This is a genomic window from Microbacterium sp. Yaish 1 (genome assembly GCF_002245215.1).
In the GTDB taxonomy this organism is placed as follows: Bacteria; Actinomycetota; Actinomycetes; order Actinomycetales; family Microbacteriaceae; genus Microbacterium.
Genome location: NZ_NPMR01000002.1, coordinates 1457382 through 1478942 on the forward strand (window position 1 = coordinate 1457382; position 21561 = coordinate 1478942).

The 21561-nt window shown below is 71.8% G+C and carries 22 protein-coding genes and 1 rRNA gene; 2 read left to right on the top strand and 21 right to left on the bottom strand.

Going from position 1 to position 21561, the window contains the following annotated elements:
* Nucleotides 1–129: 129 nt before the first annotated feature.
* Nucleotides 130–2112, top strand: coding sequence for a DUF6807 family protein (locus CI089_RS16015; RefSeq protein ID WP_094262402.1), 1983 nt, complete (start codon nt 130–132; stop codon nt 2110–2112).
* A gap of 10 nt (nt 2113–2122) precedes the next feature.
* On the opposite strand, the gene CI089_RS16020 is transcribed toward CI089_RS16015, so the two are convergent.
* Nucleotides 2123–2392 (bottom strand): hypothetical protein, encoded by a 270-nt coding sequence (locus tag CI089_RS16020; protein ID WP_094262403.1) that lies wholly within the window; start codon nt 2390–2392, stop codon nt 2123–2125.
* Nucleotides 2393–2494: 102 nt separating this feature from the next.
* Here CI089_RS16020 and CI089_RS16025 point away from each other — a divergent pair, with 102 nt between their 5' ends.
* Nucleotides 2495–3898, top strand: coding sequence for an HNH endonuclease signature motif containing protein (locus CI089_RS16025; protein ID WP_373441605.1), 1404 nt, complete (start codon nt 2495–2497; stop codon nt 3896–3898).
* A 28-nt stretch (nt 3899–3926) separates the two neighbouring features.
* Here the strand turns inward: CI089_RS16025 and der are convergent, their stop codons facing one another.
* From der to rrf, 20 genes are all read right to left on the bottom strand, one after another.
* Nucleotides 3927–5453: a ribosome biogenesis GTPase Der gene (gene der / locus CI089_RS16030; RefSeq protein WP_023955770.1), complete on the bottom strand. Its 1527-nt coding sequence runs from the start codon at nt 5451–5453 to the stop codon at nt 3927–3929.
* The gene (cmk, locus tag CI089_RS16035) at nt 5453–6151 is read right to left on the bottom strand and encodes a (d)CMP kinase (RefSeq protein ID WP_094262405.1); all 699 of its coding nucleotides are present in this window, start codon (nt 6149–6151) and stop codon (nt 5453–5455) included. Before cmk ends, der begins: the two co-directional genes overlap by 1 nt.
* On the bottom strand, nt 6144–7271 hold the full coding sequence (locus CI089_RS16040; RefSeq protein WP_094262406.1) for a prephenate dehydrogenase: 1128 nt from the start codon (nt 7269–7271) through the stop codon (nt 6144–6146). The genes cmk and CI089_RS16040 overlap by 8 nt, the downstream gene beginning before the upstream one ends.
* Nucleotides 7268–8044: a pseudouridine synthase gene (locus CI089_RS16045; protein ID WP_094262407.1), complete on the bottom strand. Its 777-nt coding sequence runs from the start codon at nt 8042–8044 to the stop codon at nt 7268–7270. The genes CI089_RS16040 and CI089_RS16045 overlap by 4 nt, the downstream gene beginning before the upstream one ends.
* Nucleotides 8041–8634, bottom strand: coding sequence for an SMC-Scp complex subunit ScpB (gene scpB / locus CI089_RS16050; protein WP_094262408.1), 594 nt, complete (start codon nt 8632–8634; stop codon nt 8041–8043). Before scpB ends, CI089_RS16045 begins: the two co-directional genes overlap by 4 nt.
* Nucleotides 8624–9472, bottom strand: a complete 849-nt coding sequence (locus CI089_RS16055) for a segregation and condensation protein A (RefSeq protein ID WP_094262409.1) — start codon at nt 9470–9472, stop codon at nt 8624–8626. The genes scpB and CI089_RS16055 overlap by 11 nt, the downstream gene beginning before the upstream one ends.
* Complete coding sequence (locus tag CI089_RS16060; protein ID WP_094262410.1) at nt 9456–10340, bottom strand: ParA family protein; 885 nt, start codon at nt 10338–10340, stop codon at nt 9456–9458. Before CI089_RS16060 ends, CI089_RS16055 begins: the two co-directional genes overlap by 17 nt.
* A 161-nt stretch (nt 10341–10501) precedes the next feature.
* Complete coding sequence (locus CI089_RS16065; RefSeq protein WP_094262411.1) at nt 10502–11128, bottom strand: vitamin K epoxide reductase family protein; 627 nt, start codon at nt 11126–11128, stop codon at nt 10502–10504.
* Nucleotides 11129–11220: 92 nt separating this feature from the next.
* Nucleotides 11221–12297, bottom strand: a complete 1077-nt coding sequence (locus CI089_RS16070; protein ID WP_094262412.1) for a hypothetical protein — start codon at nt 12295–12297, stop codon at nt 11221–11223.
* 50 nt (nt 12298–12347) lie between these two features.
* Nucleotides 12348–13271 carry a site-specific tyrosine recombinase XerD gene (gene xerD, locus CI089_RS16075; RefSeq protein WP_094262413.1) on the bottom strand — a complete coding sequence of 308 codons (924 nt, stop codon included), beginning with the start codon at nt 13269–13271 and terminating at the stop codon, nt 12348–12350.
* Between the two features lie 5 nt (nt 13272–13276).
* Nucleotides 13277–13843, bottom strand: coding sequence for an NUDIX domain-containing protein (locus tag CI089_RS16080; RefSeq protein ID WP_094262414.1), 567 nt, complete (start codon nt 13841–13843; stop codon nt 13277–13279).
* Entirely contained in the window at nt 13836–15530 is a 1695-nt protein-coding gene (locus CI089_RS16085) for a CTP synthase (RefSeq protein WP_094262415.1), read from the bottom strand. The genes CI089_RS16080 and CI089_RS16085 overlap by 8 nt, the downstream gene beginning before the upstream one ends.
* 18 nt (nt 15531–15548) lie before the next feature.
* Entirely contained in the window at nt 15549–17240 is a 1692-nt protein-coding gene (recN, locus tag CI089_RS16090; protein WP_094262416.1) for a DNA repair protein RecN, read from the bottom strand.
* The gene (locus tag CI089_RS16095) at nt 17237–18172 is read right to left on the bottom strand and encodes an NAD kinase (RefSeq protein ID WP_094262417.1); all 936 of its coding nucleotides are present in this window, start codon (nt 18170–18172) and stop codon (nt 17237–17239) included. Before CI089_RS16095 ends, recN begins: the two co-directional genes overlap by 4 nt.
* Complete coding sequence (locus tag CI089_RS16100) at nt 18169–18975, bottom strand: TlyA family RNA methyltransferase (protein WP_094262418.1); 807 nt, start codon at nt 18973–18975, stop codon at nt 18169–18171. Before CI089_RS16100 ends, CI089_RS16095 begins: the two co-directional genes overlap by 4 nt.
* On the bottom strand, nt 18972–19181 hold the full coding sequence (locus CI089_RS16105; RefSeq protein ID WP_094262419.1) for a hypothetical protein: 210 nt from the start codon (nt 19179–19181) through the stop codon (nt 18972–18974). The genes CI089_RS16100 and CI089_RS16105 overlap by 4 nt, the downstream gene beginning before the upstream one ends.
* Nucleotides 19182–19201: 20 nt before the next feature.
* Nucleotides 19202–20236 carry an HAD-IIA family hydrolase gene (locus CI089_RS16110; protein ID WP_094262420.1) on the bottom strand — a complete coding sequence of 345 codons (1035 nt, stop codon included), beginning with the start codon at nt 20234–20236 and terminating at the stop codon, nt 19202–19204.
* Nucleotides 20236–20850 carry a hypothetical protein gene (locus tag CI089_RS16115; RefSeq protein WP_218823047.1) on the bottom strand — a complete coding sequence of 205 codons (615 nt, stop codon included), beginning with the start codon at nt 20848–20850 and terminating at the stop codon, nt 20236–20238. The genes CI089_RS16110 and CI089_RS16115 overlap by 1 nt, the downstream gene beginning before the upstream one ends.
* A 47-nt stretch (nt 20851–20897) precedes the next feature.
* A complete protein-coding gene (locus CI089_RS16120; RefSeq protein ID WP_094262421.1) occupies nt 20898–21335 on the bottom strand; it encodes a hypothetical protein in 438 nt (145 codons plus the stop codon).
* A gap of 148 nt (nt 21336–21483) precedes the next feature.
* A 5S ribosomal RNA gene (gene rrf, locus CI089_RS16125) occupies nt 21484–21561 on the bottom strand; the annotation flags it as partial.

The window sequence follows — 21561 nt, forward strand, 5'->3', positions numbered from 1 at the left end:
CATCGACCCCCCGTGCGGCCTACCGTAGGGTGTCGCTTCACCGCATCCTCCCGCGAGACCCGGAAGCATTCCGGAAGACCTGCGGGAAAGCGCTTGCTGGCATGATGGGAGCGACGTCAGGAGAATCGGATGCCACGCACCACCACCATCGCCCTCGTCGGCGTCCACGGCTACGGAACCGTGCACCTCGACAACCTCCGCCGCCTGGGCGATCGCGTGCGGCTCGTCGCGGCAGCCGACCCCCGTCCGCCCGAGCCGGGGGCCCTGCCCGAAGAGACGCGCGTCTTCCCCGACCTGCCGTCGCTGCTCGCCGCGACCGACGACATCGACGTCGTCATCGTCGCGACCCCGCTGCACACCCACCTCGAGCTCGCGCGCACGGTCGTCGACCGCGGGATCGACCTCTACCTCGAGAAGCCGCCCGTCCTGACCCTCGCCGACCTCCGCGTGCTCGAGGGCGCCGCCGGGAGATCGGGCGCGCGCGTGCAGGTGGGCTTCCAGAGTCTGGGATCGCGAGCGCTCCGAGCCTTCGCCGAGGACCGCTTCGACCTCGGCCCCGTCCGGGCCATCGGGGCGGTCGGGCTCTGGGCACGTGACCGCGCCTACTGGGAGCGCAGCCGGTGGGCCGGGCGCCGCGAGCTCGACGGCGTCGCCGTCGTCGACGGGGTCACGACCAACCCGCTCGCCCACGCGACCGCCACCGCTCTCGCGATCGCCGGCACGACAGCCGTCGCCGACATCACGCAGGTCACCGCCGATCTCTACCGCGCCAATGCCATCGAGGGCGATGACACGAGTCTGCTGCGCGTGTCCACGACCCGCGGCATCCGCGTCACCGCGGGACTCACGCTCTGCGCCGACGAGCAGGTCGACCCGTACGTCGAGGTGCATGGCCGCCGCCGCTCCGCACGCTTCTTCTACACGGAGGACATCGTCGAGGTCGATGGCCGCAGCGAGCGCTTCGAGCGCGACGACCTGTTCGAGAACCTTCTCGATCATCGCGACGACGGCGTCGCGCTGCTCTCGCCCCTGTCCGCCTCCGGCGCGTTCGTCGCGGTCATCGATGCCGTGGGACGCACCGCGCCGCACCGGATCGACCCCGCGTTCGTCAGCCCGCGCGGCGAGGGCCCCGGCCGGCGGCTGGTCGTGGACGGCATCGAGGATGCGATCGTCCGCGCCGTCGACGCCGAGGCGACGTTCGAGGAACTGCACCTGCCGTGGGCGCGGCGCACGGTCCCCGAGGTCGTGCTGACCCTGCCGGGCGAGGGCTCGGGCACCGGTGTCGGCACGGGCATGCCGCTCGCGGAGCTCGTCGACGGCGGCGACGCGGCCCGCTCGTCGAGCCCGCGCCCGTACCTGCATCCGCTGCGCACCCCGGGTGGCGTGATCGTGACGGATCACCACCCCGCCGACCACGACTGGCACCTCGGCGTCAGCGTCGCACTGCAGGATGTCGACGGCACGAACTTCTGGGGCGGTCGCACGTACACCCCGGGCGAGGACTACATCTGGCGAGACGACCACGGGCGCATCGACATCGCTCGCGTCGAGCGCATCGCCGCCGGCGCGGTTCTCGATCTGCGCTGGATCGGCCCCGACGGCGGCAACGTGCTGCGCGAGCGCCGCGAGCTGAGGGTGCTGCACCGCGACGACCGCGCCGCCGTCATCGAGTTGTCGTTCGAGCTCTCGCCCGCGGCTGATCGCACCGTGATGCTCGGAGGGCCGGGCAGCAACGGGCGTGCGGGAGGCGGCTACGGCGGGCTGACCTGGCGGTTGCCCGCTTGCAGCGACGTCGACGTGCGCACACCCTCGGCCCGCGGCGAGGAGGCCGTGCACGGAACGGTCGCGCCGTGGCTCGCGTGGTCGGGGGCCTTCGCCGACCCGACCGGCGGCGGGCCGGCCGAGGCCACCGTGGGGCTGGCGGCCGCCGACGAACCGTCCGCCGCGGATCCGTGGTTCGTCCGCGCGGCAGACTACCCCGGCATCGGCGCGGCGCTCACCTGGGACCGCGCGGTCGCGGCTTCCCCGGCCGCCGCGGTCCGGCGCGCGTACCGGCTGCTCGTCGCCGACGGCCGCCTGACCGACGCGGACGTGGCAGCGCTCCTCGCCTGACCCGCGCGCGTCAGGACGCGTCATGCCAGCGGCGCTCGAACTCCTCCGCGCTGATGACGGTCGTGAACTCGGTGTCGTCGAGCTCCTGAGCGGTCGACGGCTGGTCGGAGAGCATCCCCTGATCGTCGACGACGACCGCGCCGGCACCATATCGCCGAGGACCCGCGGGGTGGTCGTCGATCTGCCGCACGACCCACCAGAGCCCGTCGTCGTCGGCCTCGAGCTCCTGATACTGCGCGAAACCCGCCAGATCAGCGTCGACGAGAAGGTAACGAGCCATAGCCCCATCATCGCCCGACGGGGGTGGATGCGTCACGCCCATGCGTGGACCGGGTGCCGACAGTCAGGACGCGATGTCAGAGGTCCATGGCAACATTAGAACATGCGTTCGAACGGTGGGCTCGGCGGCGGGGCAGGCGGTGGGATGGGCAGCGACGGGGACGTCGACGTCCTCGCTCAGCTCGTCGCGGATGCCGAGGGGGTTTCGGATGCCGCGCGGGCGGTCCAGGTCCGGGAGGTTCGGGTGCTCGCGGCGGCCGGTGTGCTCGCGGAGAAGCAGGCGGCCGGGGCGTCGGAGAAGGTGAAGGCGCGGGAGATGGCGCTTCGTGGCATCGCCGCGGAGCTGGCCGGGGTGTTCGTCGCGACCGACCGCACGCTGCAGCGCCGCATCGACGAGGCGCGGGACCTGGTTGAGAACTACCCGGTGACGATGGCGGCGTGGGAAGCCGGGCGCATCGTCCGCGGGCACGTGAGGGTCATTCAAGAGGTCGGATGCCTCGTGCCCGCGAGTGAACGGGCGGAGTTCGAACGCGTCGCGATCGAGCGCTGCGAGGGCGAAAGGCCCAACGGAGTGCGGGAGGCGTTGCGGATGATCGCCGAGCGGATGCATCCGAGGACGTTCACTGAGCGGCACGAGGAGGCTGCGGCGGGGCGGTGCGTGCGGGTGCAGGCCGGCGCCGATGGGATGTCGGATCTCATCGCGACGCTGCCGACGGTGATCGCGGATGGGATCGTTGACCGGCTGACGCGACAGGCGCGGGAGATCATCAACGCACGGGCACAGGCTGACGGCGTGCCTGCCGAGGTGGGTGACGAGGCGGAAAGCGCAGAGGGCGACGGCGACGAAGCGGTTGGCGGGGGCTCGTCCTTCATCGACGACGCCCGCACGATCGACCAAGTCCGCGCCGACGTGTTCTCCGACCTCTTGCTCGCCGGGACACCCGCCCTCGACCCCACCGGCGCCGGTGACGGCGACGGAACGCTCGGCGCGATCCGGGCACACGTGCAAGTGGCCGTGTCGGCGTTGACGCTGATGGGTCAGGACGAGGGGCCGGCAGATCTCGCGGGGCGCTCCCCCATCGACGCCGCCACCGCACGCGAACTCGCCGGCAACGCGACCTCATGGGACCGCCTGCTCACCGACCCCGTCACCGGAACCGTGCTCGAATGCGACACCTACCGCCCCACCGCCGCCATGGTGCGGCTGCTGCGGGCGCGGGACCGGCACTGCCGGTTCCCCGGATGCCGACAACCCGCCATCCGGTGCGAACTCGACCACACCATCGCCGCATCCGACGGCGGGGTCACCCACGTGTGCAACCTCGCCAACCTCTGCAAGAGACACCACGACGTCAAACACCACACCCGATGGCGCGTCCGACAACTCCCCGGCGGGCGGCTCGTATGGACCTCACCTACCGGGCGGATGTACCGCGAAGACGCACCACCACCACTCGTCGCCTTCACCATCGCCGAACCACCCGGCCGGGGGCTGCCACCGTTCTGAGCCCGGTCCCGACCGGGCGCGCCGGGCGTCAGCGCTGGCGCTTCTCGCGCACCCGCATGTTCGTCACGATCGGCGTGCCCTCGAAGCCGAAGATCTCGCGCAGCCGTCGCTGGATGAAACGACGGTAGCCCGGGTCGAGGAACCCGGTCGTGAACAGCACGAATGTCGGCGGGCGCGTCGACGCCTGGGTGCCGAACAGGATGCGGGGCTGCTTGCCGCCGCGCAGCGGATGCGGGTGCTCCGCGACGAGCTCGGCGAGGAACGCGTTGAACTTGCCGGTCGGGATGCGCTGATCCCACGACTGCAGCGCCGTCTCGAGAGCGGGCACCAGCTTGTCGAGGTGGCGACCGGTGCGGGCCGAGAGGTTGACGCGCGGCGCCCACGTGACGTGCGCGAGGTCCTGCTCGATCTCGCGCTCCAGGTAGCGGCGACGGTCGGCGTTGTCCATGTCGGCGTCGTTGAGGCGGTCCCACTTGTTGAACGCGAGCACGAGCGCGCGACCGGACTCGAGCACGAGGTCGATGATGTTGAGGTCCTGCACGCTGATCGACTCGGTCACGTCGAGCACGACGACGGCGACCTCGGCCTTCTCGAGAGCCGCCGACGTGCGCAGCGACGCGTAGAAGTCTGCGCCCTGCTGCAGATGCACCCGGCGACGGATGCCGGCCGTGTCGACGAGTCGCCACAGCTTGCCGCCGAGCTCGACGACCTCGTCGACGGGGTCGCGGGTCGTGCCCGCGAGGTCGTTCACGACGACGCGCTCCTCGCCCGCGGCCTTGTTCAGCAGCGACGACTTCCCGACGTTCGGGCGCCCCAGGATCGCGACGCGACGCGGTCCGCCCAGCTCGTTCTTGGCGACGGCCGAGACCTCCGGGAGCACCTTCATGATCTCGTCGAGAAGATCCGCGACGCCACGCCCGTGGATGGCCGAAACGGGATGCGGCTCGCCCAGGCCGAGGTTCCACAGCGCGGCGGCCTCGGGCTCCTGTCGTGCGTCGTCGATCTTGTTGGCGATGAGGAAGACGGGCTTGTCGGTCTTGCGCAGCAGACGGACGACCGCCTCGTCTGTGGCGGTGGCCCCGACCATCGCGTCGACGACGAACAGCACGACATCCGCGAGGTCGATCGCGACCTCGGCCTGCGCGGCCACCGAACGGTCGATGCCGCGGGCGTCGGGCTCCCACCCGCCGGTGTCGACGAGGGTGAAGCGGCGATCCATCCACTCGGCCTTGTAGCTCACCCGGTCGCGCGTGACACCCGGGGTATCCTCGACGACGGCTTCGCGACGACCCAGGATGCGGTTCACGAGCGCGGACTTGCCGACGTTCGGGCGTCCCACGATCGCGACGACCGGCAGCGCCGGCAGCACCTCCACGACCTCACCGCCCGCCGTGAACCCGGCGAGCAGCTCGGTGTCGTCGTCATCGAGCTCGTAGTCGGCGAGCGACGCGCGCAACGCAGCGGCGCGCTGGTCGGCGAGGTGCTCGTCGAGGTTCGCGAGCTTCTCCTCGAGCTGGTCGGGACCGCCCTCGTACTCGTCGTCGGTGGTAGCCATCAGTTCTCTCCTGTCGCGGTGCGCACGACGTCGATGACGGCGTCCACGGTCCGATCGAAGTCCAAATCGGTCGAGTCGACCACCACGACGCCGGGCGCGGCGGTGAGGAAGTCGACGACCTGCGAGTCCGACGCGTCTCGGCGATGAAGAGCCTCGGCGACAGCCGCGGCATCCTCTCCCGTGAGCTCGGCGCTGCGGCGCGCGGCGCGCACCTCGGGGCTGGCGGTCAGCAGGATGCGCACGGGCGCATCCGGGAAGACCACGGTGGTGATGTCGCGTCCCTCGACGATGACCCCGGCCGAACCGGATGCCGCGACGAGAGCGCGGAACAGCACGTTCACGCGCTCCCGCACCTCGGGCACGCGAGCGACGCCGCTGACGGCCGCTGAGACGCGGGGCTCGCGGATGTCGTCGGTGACGAAGACGTCACCCACGCGGACCCAGTGGTCGTCGGGATCGAGCGAGATCGCGTAGTCGAAGCCGCCGAGGGCGCGCACGACGGCGTCCGCGTCGGCGGTGTCGTCACCGCGCTCGAGCACGCGCCACGCGAGCGCGCGATAGGCGGCGCCGGTGTCGAGGAAGCCGTAGCCGAGCACCCGCGCGGCCTGCTTCGAGACGCTCGACTTGCCGCTGCCGGCCGGTCCGTCGATCGCGACGGTCACGGGGAAGGACTCCGTCACGGGAGAGGACTCAGGCATGGGGAACACTCGCGATCTTCCAGCCGCGCTTCTCGAGCCCGGCGACGGCTTCGTGGACGACGCTGGGCACGACGCTCAGCTCCGCCAGTCCGAACTGCGCTCCCGGGGAGTGCTCGAGGCGGAAGTCCTCGATGTTCACCCCGAGGTCGCCCAGGTCGCCGAACAGTCGCCCGAGCTGACCCGCGGTGTCGTCGACACGCACGACGATCTGCTCGAACCGGCGGTTCTGCCCGTGCTTGCCGGGAAGGCGTTCGACGCCCTCGTTGCCGCGACGGATGGTGTCGGCGAGCGCCCGTCGAGCACCCGGGGCCGCCGGGTCGCGCAGCGCGTCGGCCACCGCCCGGAGGTCACCCGCCAGCTCGTCGAGCACCGACACGACGGGCGCGGCGTTCGCGCCGAGGATCTGCACCCACAGTTCGGGGGCGGATGCCGCGATGCGCGTCGTGTCGCGCACGCCCTGACCGGTCAGGCGCAGCGATCCCTCGGGAGCCGCGACGAAGCGTCCGGCGAGGAGGCTTGCGACCAGCTGCGGGACGTGCGAGGTCAGCGCGACCGCTTCGTCGTGCTCCTGCGGCGTCATCTCGAGCGGCATCGCACCGAGGTCGAGAGCGAGACCTTCGACGACGGCGAGATCGGAGGCCCGCGTCTCGTCGTCACGGCACACGACCCACGGCCGCCCGACGAAGATGTCGGCGCGCGCCGAGATCGCCCCGCCGCGCTCGCGGCCGGCGAGCGGGTGCGAGCCGATGTAGTGGGTGAGGTCGACGCCGCGCTTGCGCAGCTCGAGGTAGGGCTCGAGCTTGACGCTCGCGACATCCGTCACGACCACGCCGGGGTGGGCGCGCAGCTCGCGCTCGATCACATCCGCGGTGACATCCGGCGGCACCGCGACCACGATGAGCACGGGACGATCATCCGGGGCCGCGAGCCGGCCCGCGCCGTAGTCGACGGCGAGCCGCAGCTGAGCGGGCGAGGCATCGTCGAGGACGACGTCGACACCGAGCAGGCGCAGCGCGTGACCGATGCTCGAGCCGAGCAGGCCCGCGCCGACGATGCGCACGGTACCGGCCGTGCGCGCGGCACGGCCGGGGCGCACGGGATCGAGCGAGGAATCGGTCACGGGTTCTCCGGAGAAGTCGGGTGCTCGGGGGCACCGTCGGCGCTGCGCGAGAGCGTCAGCAGCGCACCGCGTTCCACTGTAGTCAACTCCCGGGCGCGCCCCGCCGGGAGGGTTCCCAGGTGGAGCGGGCCGAACTGGCGACGCACGAGCTCGAGCACCGGATGCCCGACCTCGGCCATCATGCGTCGAACGATGCGATTGCGCCCCGAGTGCAGCGTCAGCTCGACGAGGCTCGTCTCCCCCGACGTGTCGAGCAGCCGCGCCTTGTCGGCGGCGATCGGCCCGTCGTCGAGCTCGACGCCCTTCGTCAGCCGGGCGATCGTCTGCGGCGTCACGCGCCCGCGCACCTTCGCGATGTACACCTTCGTCACCCCGAACGAGGGGTGGGCGAGGACGTGCGCGAGCTCGCCGTCGTTCGTGAGCACGAGCAGGCCGCTGGTCTCGGCATCCAGTCGGCCGACGTTGTACAGACGCTCGTCCCAGTCCTTCGTGAACCGGCGCAGGTCGGCACGACCCTTCTCGTCCTTCATCGAGCTGACGACGCCCGTCGGCTTGTTGAGCATCACGTAGCGCTTCGTCGTGTCGAGCTGCACGGCGGTGCCGTCGACGTCGACGATGTCGACGGTCGGGTCGATGCGGCTGCCGAGCTCGGTCACGACCGTGCCGTTGACCCGCACGCGTCCCTCGACGATCAGCTGCTCGCAGACGCGGCGCGACGCCACCCCCGCGTTGGCCAGGACCTTCTGAAGGCGTACCCCTTCGGCATCCGTCATCGCGTCGCCTCTCCTTCGAAACCGTCGGTGCCGTCGTCCAGCAACGGCGAGATGGGCGGCAGCTCGTCGAGCGAGTTGATGCCGAGGTTGACCAGCAGCGCGTCGGTCGTGCCGTACAGGATGGCACCGGTCTCGGGGTCGTGGCCGACCTCCGTCACCAGCCCGCGCGAGAGCAGGGTGCGCACGACCGAATCGACGTTGACGGCGCGGATCGAGGCGACCTGACTGCGCGACACCGGCTGCTTGTAAGCGATGACCGCCAGGGTCTCGAGGGCGGCCTGAGAGAGCCGCGACGGCGCCTGCGTGTTGACGAACTCGCTCACGAGGGCGTCGTGCTCGGCGCGCACGTACAGTCGCCAGCCCCCGCCCACTTCACGCAGCTCGAAGCCCCGACGCGGCCCGCCCGTCTCGCCGTCGTAGTCGGCGACGAGACCGGCGACCGCCTGGCGGACGGCGGCGACGGGGGCGCCGACGGCGGCGGCGAGGGCGACGAGGCTCTGCGGCTCGTCGACGACCAGCAGGATCGCCTCGAGCCGCCGCGCGACATCAGCGATCGGGGTCGCCGTGGTCGGCGTCGGGTCATCGGTCATAGTCGGCTCCCAGAGTGGCGAGGTTCTCCTCGGACCAGCGCTCGGCGGTCCAGCGCAGTGTCAGCTCACCGAGCGGCTCGAGCTGCTCGAACGACAGCGCCGCGTGCCGGTAGAGCTCCAGCACGGCGAGGAAACGGGCCACGACGATGCCAGGCTGCGCGACGCCCGCGACGAGCTCGCGGAAGTTCAGGGTACCCGCGCCGCGCAGCAGCGTCACGACGACGGCCGCCTGTTCGCGGATCGACACGAGCGGGGCGTGCAGGTGGTCGAGCCCCACGACGGGGATCTCCTTGGGCGCGAAGGCGAGCATCGCGAGCGCCGCGAAGTCGTCTGGGGTCAGCGTCCACACGAGCTCGGGTGCGGCCGCGCGGTACTTCTCGTCGAGGCGCACCGATCGCGCGTGACGACGGTCCTCGGCGACGACCCGCTCGGCGAACCAGCCGGCGACCTGCTTGAAGGCGCGGTACTGCAGCAGCCGGGCGAACAGCAGGTCGCGCGCTTCGAGCAGCGCCACCGACTCGGCGTCGATGAGCTCGCCCTGGGGCAAGAGCCCGGCGACCTTCATGTCCAGCAGCGTCGCGGCGACGACCAGGAACTCCGAGGCGGCGTCGAGCTCTTCGGGCTCGAGCCCACGGAGGTAGCCGATGAACTCGTCGGTGACTTTGCTGAGCGACACTTCGGTGATGTCGAGCTCGTGCTTGCCGATGAGGTTCAGCAGCAGGTCGAAGGGCCCGTCGAAGTTCGTCAGCGAGACCCGGAAGCCGGGACCGTTCGGCTCGCCCGCGTCGGGCTCGGCCGGCCCGGCCGCATCGACGATCCCGTCAGGCGACGGCGCCACGGGCGACGAGCTCCCGCGCGAGACGCAGGTAGGCCTGCGCGGCCTGATGCTCCGGCGCGAAGGTGATGATCGGAACGCCCGCGACCGACGCGTCGGGGAACTTCACGGTGCGCCCGATGACCGTCTCGAGCACGTCGTCGCCGAAGGCCTCGACGACGCGTTCGAGCACCTCGCGCGAATGCAGCGTGCGCGGGTCGTACATCGTGGCCAGGACGCCGTCGAGCTCGATGGACGGGTTCAGCCGGTCGCGCACCTTGTCGATCGTCTCGATGAGCAGTGCGACGCCGCGAAGCGCGAAGAACTCGCACTCGAGCGGGATGAGCACGCCGTGGCTCGCCGTCAGCGCGTTGACCGTGAGCAGCCCGAGCGAAGGCTGGCAGTCGACCAGGATGACGTCGTACTCGGAGGAGACGCCGCGCAGCACACGCGCCAGGATCGTCTCGCGGGCGACCTCGTTGACCAGGTGCACCTCGGCGGCCGAGAGGTCGATGTTCGCGGGGATGACGTCGAGCCCGGGCACAGACGTCTCGACGATGACCTCGTGGGGGTCGCGCTTGGTGTCGAGCAGCAGGTCGTAGATCGTCGGCACGTCGTGGGTGGCGATGCCGAGGCCCGCCGACAGTGCACCCTGCGGGTCGAAGTCGACGGCGAGCACCTTGCGGCCGTACTCGGCGAGCGCAGCGGCGAGGTTGATGGTCGTCGTGGTCTTGCCGACGCCGCCCTTCTGGTTGCAGAGGGCGATGATGCGCGCCGGCCCGTGTCCGTCGAGCTTCGGCGGGGTCGGGAAACCTCGGTATGGCCGACCGGTGGGTCCGATCGGGGTGTCCTCCGTGGGGGCCTTCCCGGCCTTCCGCGACTTGTCCGTCACCGAGACTCCTGCTTTCCGTAGCGTGCGATCGATTCTCGCACAGGCACCCGGCGTGAGCCGATACGTTCGTCGGATGCGCGGGGCAGAAGTGGCCTGGGCCGACGCCCGAGGCGACACCAGCACCGCCGATCCGACGAACGTATCTCCGCAACGCCTCCGGGTCACAGGGTCCCGAGCACGTCGAGCCGCAGCTGGGCGGCGACGGCGATCATGAGGTAGTCGACGACCACGACGAGGGGCGTCCACGCCAGCAGCAGCGCGCCGACGCGTTCGGGCGCGCGGCCCCAGACGCCCGCCCGCAGGGTCCAGCCGAGAGTCGACCAGAACAGGGGAATGGTCACGAGCCACACGACCATGCACCACGGGCAGAGCGAGCCGTACTCGAACACACTGCGGTAGGCGAAGACGTGGACGAGCACGAACGCCGCCGCGACGAACCCGGCGTACACCCGCCAGTACCAGGGGCGCAGCCCGGCCGGCGCCGCGAGCCCGGAGACTCCCGCATAGATCGCGCCCGGGAAGAGCACGATCCCGATGATGGAGTTGCTGAAGCCGAGCAGGTTGCCGCCGGGGCTGAGCAGGTTGGGACCGCACGTGACGATCGGGCTGATGTCGCACGAGATGAGGGCTTCGGCACCGGTGAGCTGGCCGACGTACTCGTGGTAGAGCAGGAACGACACGATCCACCCGGCGACGCCGGCCACGATCCACACGACGGCGAGCGCAGGCCCGGGACGGATGCCGCGGTACGGCCCTGCCGCGGAGTCGGTGGATGCATCGGCGGGCATGCTGCCATCCTGCGGCGCAGACCCCGCGGCGGCGGCCGCCCCGTGCCGGGAAAAACCGATGCGACCGGATGCCGCGAGGACCGGCCCCGGCTTCAGCGCCAGGTGGCCGTGAGCAGACTGGCGACGGCCCCGAAGACCAGCGGCAGCAGGCAGCCGATGGCGAAGGGACGACCGACCGCGGGCCTCGTGAACAGGTGCGCTCGCGTCTCGGCCCGTTCCGCGTCGGTGCTGCGCAGCACGCCGCTCGGCGACGGGTCCGGCTGAGCGGCCGCGGCATCCTCGATACGCGCGGCGACCGCGAGCAGGTCCTCGGTCCAGCGCCAGAACGGGGTGGTCCACCGCGGCAGCGCGCCCCGCGAGAGGAAGTACACGTGGCGTCCGACGGTCTCGACGTCCACGTCGGGCGCCGCCGCCGCCAGGCCGGAGCGCACGGACGGCGTGAGCATCCGCCGGACACGGTCCGCATCGGCGGGCGCGCACCAGGCGCCGACGTGCTCGTCGAACCCGCCACCGATCTCGATCGGCTCCTGCCCGAGGGGCGGCCGCCAGGCGGGCGCGCCCGGCGCGTGCACCGCGACCAGGCTCGCCCGCGGCAGCTCGGCGGCGACCCCGACGCGGAGGTACGTCAGCGCGTGCGGCATCCGATAGCGGCCGATCCAGGTGTCGAAGGCGTAGTCCGCCGAACGGAACGGACGCGGCTCGCTCCCCGTCACGACCGCGGTCGCTCTCCGGCGCTTGCCGAGGCCGAAGACGGTCGCGCCTTCGTCGGGGTCGTCCTCGCGGTGGCGGATGCCGAGGCGGTTCGCCGCCGCGAACCCCTCGAGACGGTACATCGCGGCTTCGGCGGCCCGCCGGGAGCCGCGTATCCTGCCGAAGCGACTCATCGCGAGCGGCAGCACCATCACCGCCGCGATCACGACGCTCGACCACGACAGGCCCGAGCCTCCCGCCATCGACTGGACGACGAGGACGAAGAGCAACGCGAGCACACCCACCCCGAGCACCAGCACCGCCGAGACGAACATGGCCCGTACGGCGACGAGCAGCGAGGCACACCGGCCGGCTCCGCCGAGAAGCCCGTCCTCGCCCGGGCTCGGGAGCGGCGCTGTCAGCGCCTGCGTGTCGAAGCGGAGGGCGCGGGCGCCGTCCGGGACTCCCCCGCTGCTCATGACCCCATCCTGCCGTGCCGGGGCCCGCGACGGTGTTCCTCGCGTGCGATTCAGCGCGCGCGAGGATGCGACGTGGCGTAGATCTCGCGCAGCGCGTCGACGGTGACGTGCGTGTAGATCTGGGTCGTGGCGACCGACGCGTGCCCGAGCAGCTCCTGCACGACCCGGACGTCGGCCCCGCCCTGCAGCAGGTGCGTCGCGAACGAGTGCCGCAGCGTGTGCGGCGACACGTGCGCCGTGAGCTCGGCGCGCTCGGCAGCCTGCTGGATGATCAGCCACGCGCTCTGCCGCGACAGCGGAGCGCCGCGCACCCCGAGGAACAGTCGGGGCGTCGCGCGTCCGCGCCGGGAGAGCTCCGGCCGGGCTCGCGCCAGGTAGGCCTCGACGGCGGCGCGTGCGTACGAGCCGACCGGGACGATCCGCTCCTTCGCGCCCTTGCCGCGAACGCGCAGCACGTCGCCGAGGGCGAGGTCGTCGACATCCAGCTGCACGATCTCCGACACCCGCGCGCCCGTGGCGTACAGCAGTTCCAGCAGAGCGCGGTCCCGCAGCGCCGCGAGATCGGTCGCGGCGACGTCGCCCGGCGGGGGTCCCGCGGCATCGAGGAGGCTCTCGACCTGGTCGATCGTCAGCGCCTTCGGCAGTCGCCGCGGGGTCTTCGGCGGACGCAGGCGTTGCGTCGGGTCGGCGTCGACGATCCCCTCGCGGGCGAGGAAGCGGTGCAGACCCCGCAGCGACGACTGCAGCCGCGCCAGCGATGTGGCCGCCGGCGGCGGGTCGGCGGATGCCGACTCCTCGGCGAACCGGGTCACGACGTCCGCCGTGATCTCGGACGTGTCGCCGATCCCCCGCTCCCCGAGCCACGCGGCGTACGCGTCGAGATCGCGCCGATACGCCGCGACCGTGTGGGCCGACAGCCCGCGTTCGACCGAGATGTGGCGCAGGTACGCCGCGACGGCACGGTCGAGCCGCACGTCCGTCAGCCCCGGCGCAGCCGTTCGGCCGCCGCCAGCACGCCCGTCGCGAGGATGCCGTTGCGGAACCGCCCGGCGAGCACGCCGTCGATGACCTCGGCCAGCGGCACGCGTTCGACGCGCATGTCAGCCTCTTCGTCCTCGCGCTCGTACGCGCTCGGCGCCGGGCTGAGGCCGCGGGCGAGGAAGACGTGGATGATCTCGTCGTTGCCGCCCGGTGTCGTGAAGATGCTGACGAGCGGTTCGAGCGACTTGGCGACGAGGTCGACCTCCTCGGCGAGCTCGCGCCGCGCCGTCTCGATCGGCGGCTCGCCCGCGACGTCGAGGAGCCCCGCGGGGATCTCCCAGTCGCGATGACGGATCGGATGCCGGTACTGCTGGATCAGCACGACGCGCTCTTCGTCGTCGATCGCGACGACCGCGGCCGCCCCGGGGTGGTCCACGAACTGGCGCGTGATCTCGCCGTCGCCGAAACGCACCGTCTCGCTCCGCACGTCCCAGACGTGCCCCGAGTACACCAGCTCGCTCGAGACGACCTCGGGCTCGACGGGCTCGTCGCGCAGCTCAGGCATCCTCGACCTCGAACAGCTCGCTCGCGCGGTGCCGGTCGAGGGCGGCGGCGACCAGCCCTCGGAACAGCGGGTTCGCCTCGGTCGGACGCGACCGCAGCTCGGGGTGGGCCTGCGTTGCGATGTAGTACGGGTGCACGTCGCGCGGCAGCTCGACGTACTCGACGAGGTTGCGGTCGGGCGACAGGCCCGAGAAGACCAGCCCCGCCTCGGCGATCTGGTCGCGGTACCGGTTGTTCACCTCGTAGCGGTGCCGGTGGCGCTCGGATGCCTTCGTGGCCCCGTAGACCTCGGCCGCGAGCGAGCCCTCGGCGAGGTCGGCCTCGTACAGGCCCAGGCGCATCGTGCCGCCGAGGTCGCCGCCGGCGATGATGTCGACCTGCTCGGCCATCGTCGCGATGACGGGGAACTCGGTCTCGGGGTCGAACTCGCTCGACGACGCACCGGCCAGGCCCGCCATGTTGCGGGCGTACTCGATCACCATGCACTGCAGGCCGAGGCAGATGCCGAGGGTCGGGATGCCCTGCTCGCGCGCGAACTTCAGCGCGCCGAGCTTGCCCTCGATGCCGCGGATGCCGAAGCCGCCGGGCACGACGATGCCGTCGACGCTCGCGAGCGCCTTCTCGGCGCCCTCGGGGGTCTCGCAGAGGTCGGAGGGGATCCAGGTGACGTTAACCTTGGTCTCCTGCGCGAAGCCGCCGGCCTTGAGCGCCTCGGTGACCGAGAGGTACGCGTCGGGAAGATCGATGTACTTGCCGACGAGACCGATCGTCACCTCGTGCTTGGGGTTGTGGACGGCGTCGAGCACCTTGCTCCACCGCGTCCAGTCGACGTCGTCGGCCTTCTCGGCCAGCCCGAGCCGGCGCGTGATGTACGCGTCGAGGCCCTGATCGTTCAGGGTCGAGGGGATGTCGTAGATGCTGGGCAGGTCGACGGTGTTGACGACGCCCTCGACGTCGACGTCGCACATGAGCGCGATCTTGTTGCGGTTGCTCTCGCTGACGGGGCGGTCGCTGCGCAGCACGAGCGCGTCGGGCTGGATGCCGACCTGGCGGAGGGCCGCGACGGAGTGCTGCGTCGGCTTCGTCTTCTGCTCACCCGACGCGCCCATGAACGGCACGAGCGAGACGTGCACGAAGAACACGTTGTCGCGGCCGAGCTCGTGACGCAGCTGACGGGCCGCCTCGAGGAACGGCTGCGACTCGATGTCGCCGACGGTACCGCCGACCTCGGTGATGATGACGTCGGGGCGGGGCTCCTCCGTCGCCTGCAGCCGCATCCGGCGCTTGATCTCGTCGGTGATGTGCGGGATCACCTGGACGGTGTCGCCGAGGTACTCGCCGCGGCGTTCCTTCGCGATGACCTGCGAGTAGATCTGACCGGTCGTGACGTTCGCCGCCTGGCTCAGCTCGATGTCGAGGAAGCGCTCGTAGTGTCCGATGTCGAGATCGGTCTCGGCGCCATCGTCCGTCACGAAGACCTCACCGTGCTGGAACGGGTTCATCGTGCCCGGGTCGACGTTCAGATACGGGTCGAGCTTCTGCATCACGACGCGAAGGCCGCGTGCGGTGAGGAGATTGCCGAGACTCGCGGCGGTCAGTCCCTTACCGAGAGAAGAGACCACACCACCGGTCACGAAGATCTGCTTGGTGGTGTTCTGGGAAGAGGCCGCGCGATGAGTGTCCGTCACGGGCTTCTATTCTATCAGTCAGGAACGCGAGAGGTTCAGCAGTTCTCGAGCGTGCTCGATCGCGGCCCCCGAATCCGGCAGGCCCGACAGCAGACGCGCCATCTCGGCCTCGCGGTCGCCGCCCTCCAGACGCCGGACGCTCGACGCGGTCACCGAGCCGTCGTTCGACTTCACGACGGTCAGGTGGTTCGTCGCGAAGGCGGCGACCTGTGCGAGGTGCGTCACCACGATCACCTGGCTCGTCTCGGCCAGTCGGGCCAGCCGGCGGCCGACCTCGATCGCGGCGGCGCCGCCGATGCCGGCATCCACTTCGTCGAACACGAAGGTCGGCACGGGATCGGTGCCCGCGATCACGACCTCGATCGCGAGCATCACGCGGCTGAGCTCGCCGCCCGATGCGCCCTTGGCGACCGGCCGGGGCTCGGCGCCGGGGTGCGGCGCGAGAAGGATCGTCACGTCGTCGCGTCCCGACACCGAGGGGGTGCCGGGCTCGACGGTGACGAGCAGCCGCGCGTCGGGCAGCGCGAGCTGGCGCAGCTCGGCCGTGACGGCGGCGCCGAGTCGCTCCGCTGCCGCGGTGCGCGCCGCGGTCAGGTCGGCGGCGGCGGCATCCAGCGCCTCGCCGAGCTCGTCGCGCTGAGCACGCAGGCGCTCGATGCGGTCGCCGTCGTCGTCGAGCTCCATGAGTCGCGCCGATCCGCTCTCGAGGAGCGCCAGCGCCTCGTCGAGGGTGCCGTGCGCCCGCAGCAGGCCGTTCAGGGCGGCACGCCGTTCCTCGACGGCGGCGAGCTCCTGCGGCCCGCTCTCGTCGAGGTCGGCGAGATAGGCGCTCAAGCCCGTCACGAGGTCGGCGGCTCGGTAGCCGAGGTCCGCCAGCGGCTCGACGAATGCCGCGAGGGCCGCGTCGCTCGCCGCCGAGCGCTCGATCGCGCGCCGGGCCTCGGCCAGCAGCGACACCGCGTCCGGAAGCTCGTCGTCGTTCGAGAGCGCATCGTGCGCCGTCGCCGCGGCCGCGCGCAGCTCTTCGACGTTGGCGAGCTTCTCGGCCCGCTCGGCGAGTACGGCGTCCTCACCCGGCTGCGGCGCGACGGCCTCGATGTCGGCGATGCGCGCGCGCAGGTCGTCGGCCTCGCGGCGGCGCGCGTCGCGGTCGGCGTCGAGCTGCGTCAGCTCTGCGTCGACAGCGCGCCAGGCCTCGTACGCCGCGCGGTAGCGGTCGCGCGCGGCGACGATCTCGGGGCCCCCGAAGCGGTCGAGCGCGTCGCGCTGAGCGGTCGCGGACTTGAGCCGCAGCTGGTCGGACTGCCCGTGCACGACGATCAGCTGCTCGGCGAGCTCGGCGAGCACCGCGGCCGGGGCAGGACGGCCCCCGACACTCGCGCGGCTGCGCCCTTCGCTCGAGAGCACGCGGCCCAGATACAGCTCGGAGCGGCCTCCGCCGATCGGCTCGACGTCTCCCCCGGCCTCGCGGACTCGCTCGGCGACGGGGCCGTTCTCATCGACGACCCAGACGCCGTCGACGGATGCCTGCGGCGCGCCCGCGCGCACGGCACCGGAGTCGGCCCGCTGGCCGAGCAGCAGCCCGAGTCCGGTGACGACCATGGTCTTGCCCGCGCCGGTCTCACCCGTGATCGCGGTGAACCCCGGCCCCATCGGCAGCGTCGCCTCGGCGATGACTCCGAGACCGCGAAGACGCATCTCTTCGATCACGAGGTGCCCTCCCGCTGCTCGAGGTTGGGGCCGCGCCATCCGACGACCGGCAGCCGGAACTTCCGGACGAGCCGGTCGGTGAAGGCGGCCGGATGCAGGCGGGCCAGGCGCACGGGGGTCTTCGACCGGCGCACGACGACGCGGGCTCCGGGAGGCAGCTCCTGCGAGCGGCGGCCGTCGGCCCAGAGGATGCCGGTGCCGTTCGTGCCCGCGCCGACCTCGATCGCCACGGATGCCTCCGGGCTGACCACGAGCGGACGGGCGAACAGCGCGTGCGCGGAGAGGGGGACGACCGCGACCGCCTCGACGTCCGGCCAGATCACGGGCCCGCCGGCGGAGAAGTTGTACGCGGTCGAGCCGGTCGGGGTCGCGATGACCACTCCGTCGCAGCCGAAGGCCGACAGCGGACGCCGGTCGACCTCGAGGACGACCTCGAGCATCCGCTCGCGACTGGCCTTCTCGACCGTCGCCTCGTTCAGCGCCCAGGTCTCGTAGACGACGGTGCCGGAGCCGTCCTTGACGCGGACCGAGAGCGCCATGCGCTCCTCCACGTCGTAGTCGCGGTCGATGACGCGCCGCACGGCATCGTCCATGTCGTCGGCCTCGATCTCGGCGAGGAAGCCGACGTGGCCCATGTTGATGCCGAGAACGGGCGCGGTCCCGCCGCGGACGAGATCGACCGCCCGCAGGATCGTGCCGTCGCCGCCCAGGACGATCGCGAGCTCGAGCTCGGCGACGCTCACATCGCGGTCGAGCGTGAGGACGCCGGGCAGCTCGCCCAGCTCGGCGACCAGCTCGGCGCGGTCGTCGGCCGCGAGCACGGGACGCGCCCCCGCGTCGGACAGCGCGTTCAGGACGCGTTGCGCCGCGGCGACGGTGTCGGAACGGCGCGCGTGAGCGACGACGAGGATGTTGCGCATCGCGTCGGTCATCGGGCTCCCGCCAGTTCGTCCACCGTGTGTATCCATTGTGTCGGATTGCCCGCCTCACCAGCGCGGATGCACAGGTGGACGACGTACTCCTGGTTGCCGTGCGTCCCGACCAGCGGCGAGGCGATCACGCCGTGCGTGGCGAGCCCGGCGTCCCACGCCGACCACAGCACGCCCATCACGGCATCCGCCCGCAGCGCCGGATCGGTGACGAGGCCGCCCTTCACCGCGGTGCGGCCGACCTCGAACTGCGGTTTGACGAGGAGCACGACGTCCGTCGCCGGAGCGCACACCGAGACCACCGCAGGGAGGACGTGCTCGAGCGAGATGAACGAGAGGTCGCCGGTGATGATGTCGGGCCGGAACGGACCGCCGACGAACCCGCTCACGGCCTCGGGCGAGAGGTCGCGGACGTTGAAGCCCTCGACGACGATCACCCCGTCGTCCGCCGCGATGTCCGGCGAGAGCTGACCGTGCCCCACGTCGACGGCGACGACCGGGCGTGCGCCGCGCTCGCGCAGCACCTGCGTGAAGCCACCGGTCGATGCGCCCATGTCGAGCGCCGTGCGTCCGGCCACGGCGACGCCGAACGCGTCCAGACCGGCGATGAGCTTGTGCGCGGCGCGGCTGACGTAGTGGTCGACGCCGGCGACGACGAGGGCCGCGGTGTCGGACACCGGGTGGGATGCCTTCACGACGGTGCGCCCGTCGACGGAGACGAGTCCTTCGGCGATCAGCGTGGCGGCGTGACTGCGCGAGCGCGCGAGTCCGCGCGCGGCCAGTGCCGAATCGAGGCGGGTGCTCACGCGGCGCCGGTCGGACCGGAGTCGAGCCGGCGCGCGAGCTCATCGTGCAGCGCCGCGTACGACGCGGCACGCTCGCTCAACGGCTGGTCCTCGATGACGTCGAGCGACGACAGCAGGTCGTCACGCCATTGCTCGGCGATGCTCTGCGTCGCGCTGTCCGCGGCGCTCGGCTCGCGCTCGCCCGGGTCGGCACCATCCATCGACATGGCTCCCACGATACGCGGGGTCAGGGACGGTGGAACGGATCCGCGTAGAGACGCTCGGGAACCCGGAATCCGTAGATCGCGCGGCCGGTCGCCCAGATCGCCGCCGCGCCCGCGCGCACGAGGTCGATGGGGCGATCCCCCTCCGAGACGATGACGATGTCGGCGCCGTCGATGCGTACCGACGCGTTGCCGACGGTCGTCACGTCGCCCTTCGTCCTGACCTCGGGGTACGGCTCGTGGAGCTCGCGCAGGTCGCTGACGATGTAGGTCGGGCGGGCGTTGGCGGGAGCGGCGAGCACGTGCTTGGGACGGTCGATGCCGGTCAGCACGAGCACCGAGCGGATGCCGGCCGCCTGAGCTCCGGCGATGTCGGTGTCGAGGCGGTCGCCGATGAAGAGCGGCTGCGCCGCGCCGAAACGCGCGACGGCCTCGTCGAAGATGGGCCGCTCGGGCTTGCCGGCGACGGTCGCGAGACGTCCGACCGCCGTGTGCACGGCAGACACGAGGGTGCCGTTACCCGGCGCGATCCCCCGCGCCTGCGGAATGGTCCAGTCGGTGTTGGTGGCGATCCAGGGGATGCCGCCCTCGTCCTCCGGCGTCGCGAGGGCATAGGCCGCTTCGGCGAGCTGCGCCCAACCGACCTCGGGTGCGAACCCCTGCACGACGGCGGCAGGACCGTCGTCGGCCGAACGGGTGGGGACGTAGCCCGCCTTCTCGAGCTCGTGGACGAGTCCGTCTCCGCCCACGACGAGGATCGTCGCTCCGCCGGGCACGCGCTCGCGCAGCAGGCGCATCGCGGCTTGCGGGCTCGTGATGACGTCCTCGGGGCGCGTGGCGGTCAGGCCGAGTTCGCGCAGATGATCGGCGACGACCGAGTCGCGCCGGGAGGCGTTGTTGGTGATGTACCCGAGCCGGCGGGTCTCGCCCGCGCGGTTGAGACTCTCGATCGCGTGCGGCAGGGCGCCCGGACCGGCGTAGACGACGCCGTCGAGATCGGCCAGGACGGCATCGACCCCGTCGAGCGGTGTCGAGGATGCCCGGGAGAACAGACCCATCAGTCGCGCTCCTCCGCCTTGCCGTCCGCCGGTGCCTCGCTCTCGAGCGCGGCGTCCTCGTCGATGTCGTCGACCACGATCAGCTCACGGTCGGCGTCGGTCGCACCGAGGGCTTCCTCGGCGACGAGGGCGCGGCGCTGCCAGAGCGCGGCTTCCTCGGACCGCCCGAGGTCCTCGAGCACCGCGGCCCGCGCCGCGAACAGCGCGGGGCTCCACGAGAACGCCCGGTCGGGGTCGAGCTCGGGGATGTCGAGCTCCTGCAGCGCCCGCTCGGTCTCACCGAGGTCGAGGCGCGCCCCCGACATCGCGATCGCCAGCTCGACGCGCACCTCGATCGGAAGCGTGGACCGGTCGACGGCGCGACCGACCTCGAGCGCCCGGTCGGGACGTCCGACGCCGCGCTCGCTGTCGACCATCATCGCGATCTGGTCGTCGCTGCCGGAGATGCGTCGATACGTACGGAGCTCTCGCAGCGCGAGGGCGTAGTCCCCCGTCGCATACGCGGTGATGGCGACGGTCTCGCGGACGACGCCGACACGGCCGGCACGACGGGATGCCGCGAGCGCGTGCTCGTGCGCGAGCTGGGGGTCATCGTCGATCAGCTGGGCGACCATCGCGAGGTGACGGGCGACCTGCTCCGCGTTCTCCTTGCTCAGCGTCTTCAGCTCGTTGCGTGCAGCGCCGGGCAGATCGCGAGCCGTGACGGTCTCGGGAATCTCGGGTCCGCGCGGGATGTCGCGACGCTCCGACCCCTGCGGGGGACGCGATGAACGTGCCCCGCCGCGCTCGTCACGACGCGGGCGCGCGTCACCGTCGCGACGCGGATACGACGGGCGGTCGCCGTCGCGACGAGGGCGTGAGTCGCCATCGCGACGCGGACGCGAATCACCGTCACGGCGCGGGTACGACGGGCGGTCGCCGTCGCGACGAGGGCGTGAATCCCCATCGCGGCGCGGACGCCCATCCCCTGCGCCATCCCGGCGCTGATACGACGGGCGGTCGCCCTCGCGGCGCGGGCGCGCGTCACCATCACGGCGCGGCCGGTCGCCGTCCCGGCGGGGGCGCTCGTCGTGGGAACGCGGTGGACGAGCATCGCCATCGCGACGCGGACGCCGTGCCCCGGAATCCGCAGCAGAGTAACGGGGCTTGCGCTCCGATCGCGGGCGGTCTTCTTCAGTCACGACGTTCCTTTCGTCCCGGAAACGAGAAAAGGCCACCCAACACTGGGTGGCCATTTCACGAAAGAAGTCCGGCGGTGTCCTACTCTCCCACAGGGTCCCCCCTGCAGTACCATCGGCGCTGTGAGGCTTAGCTTCCGGGTTCGG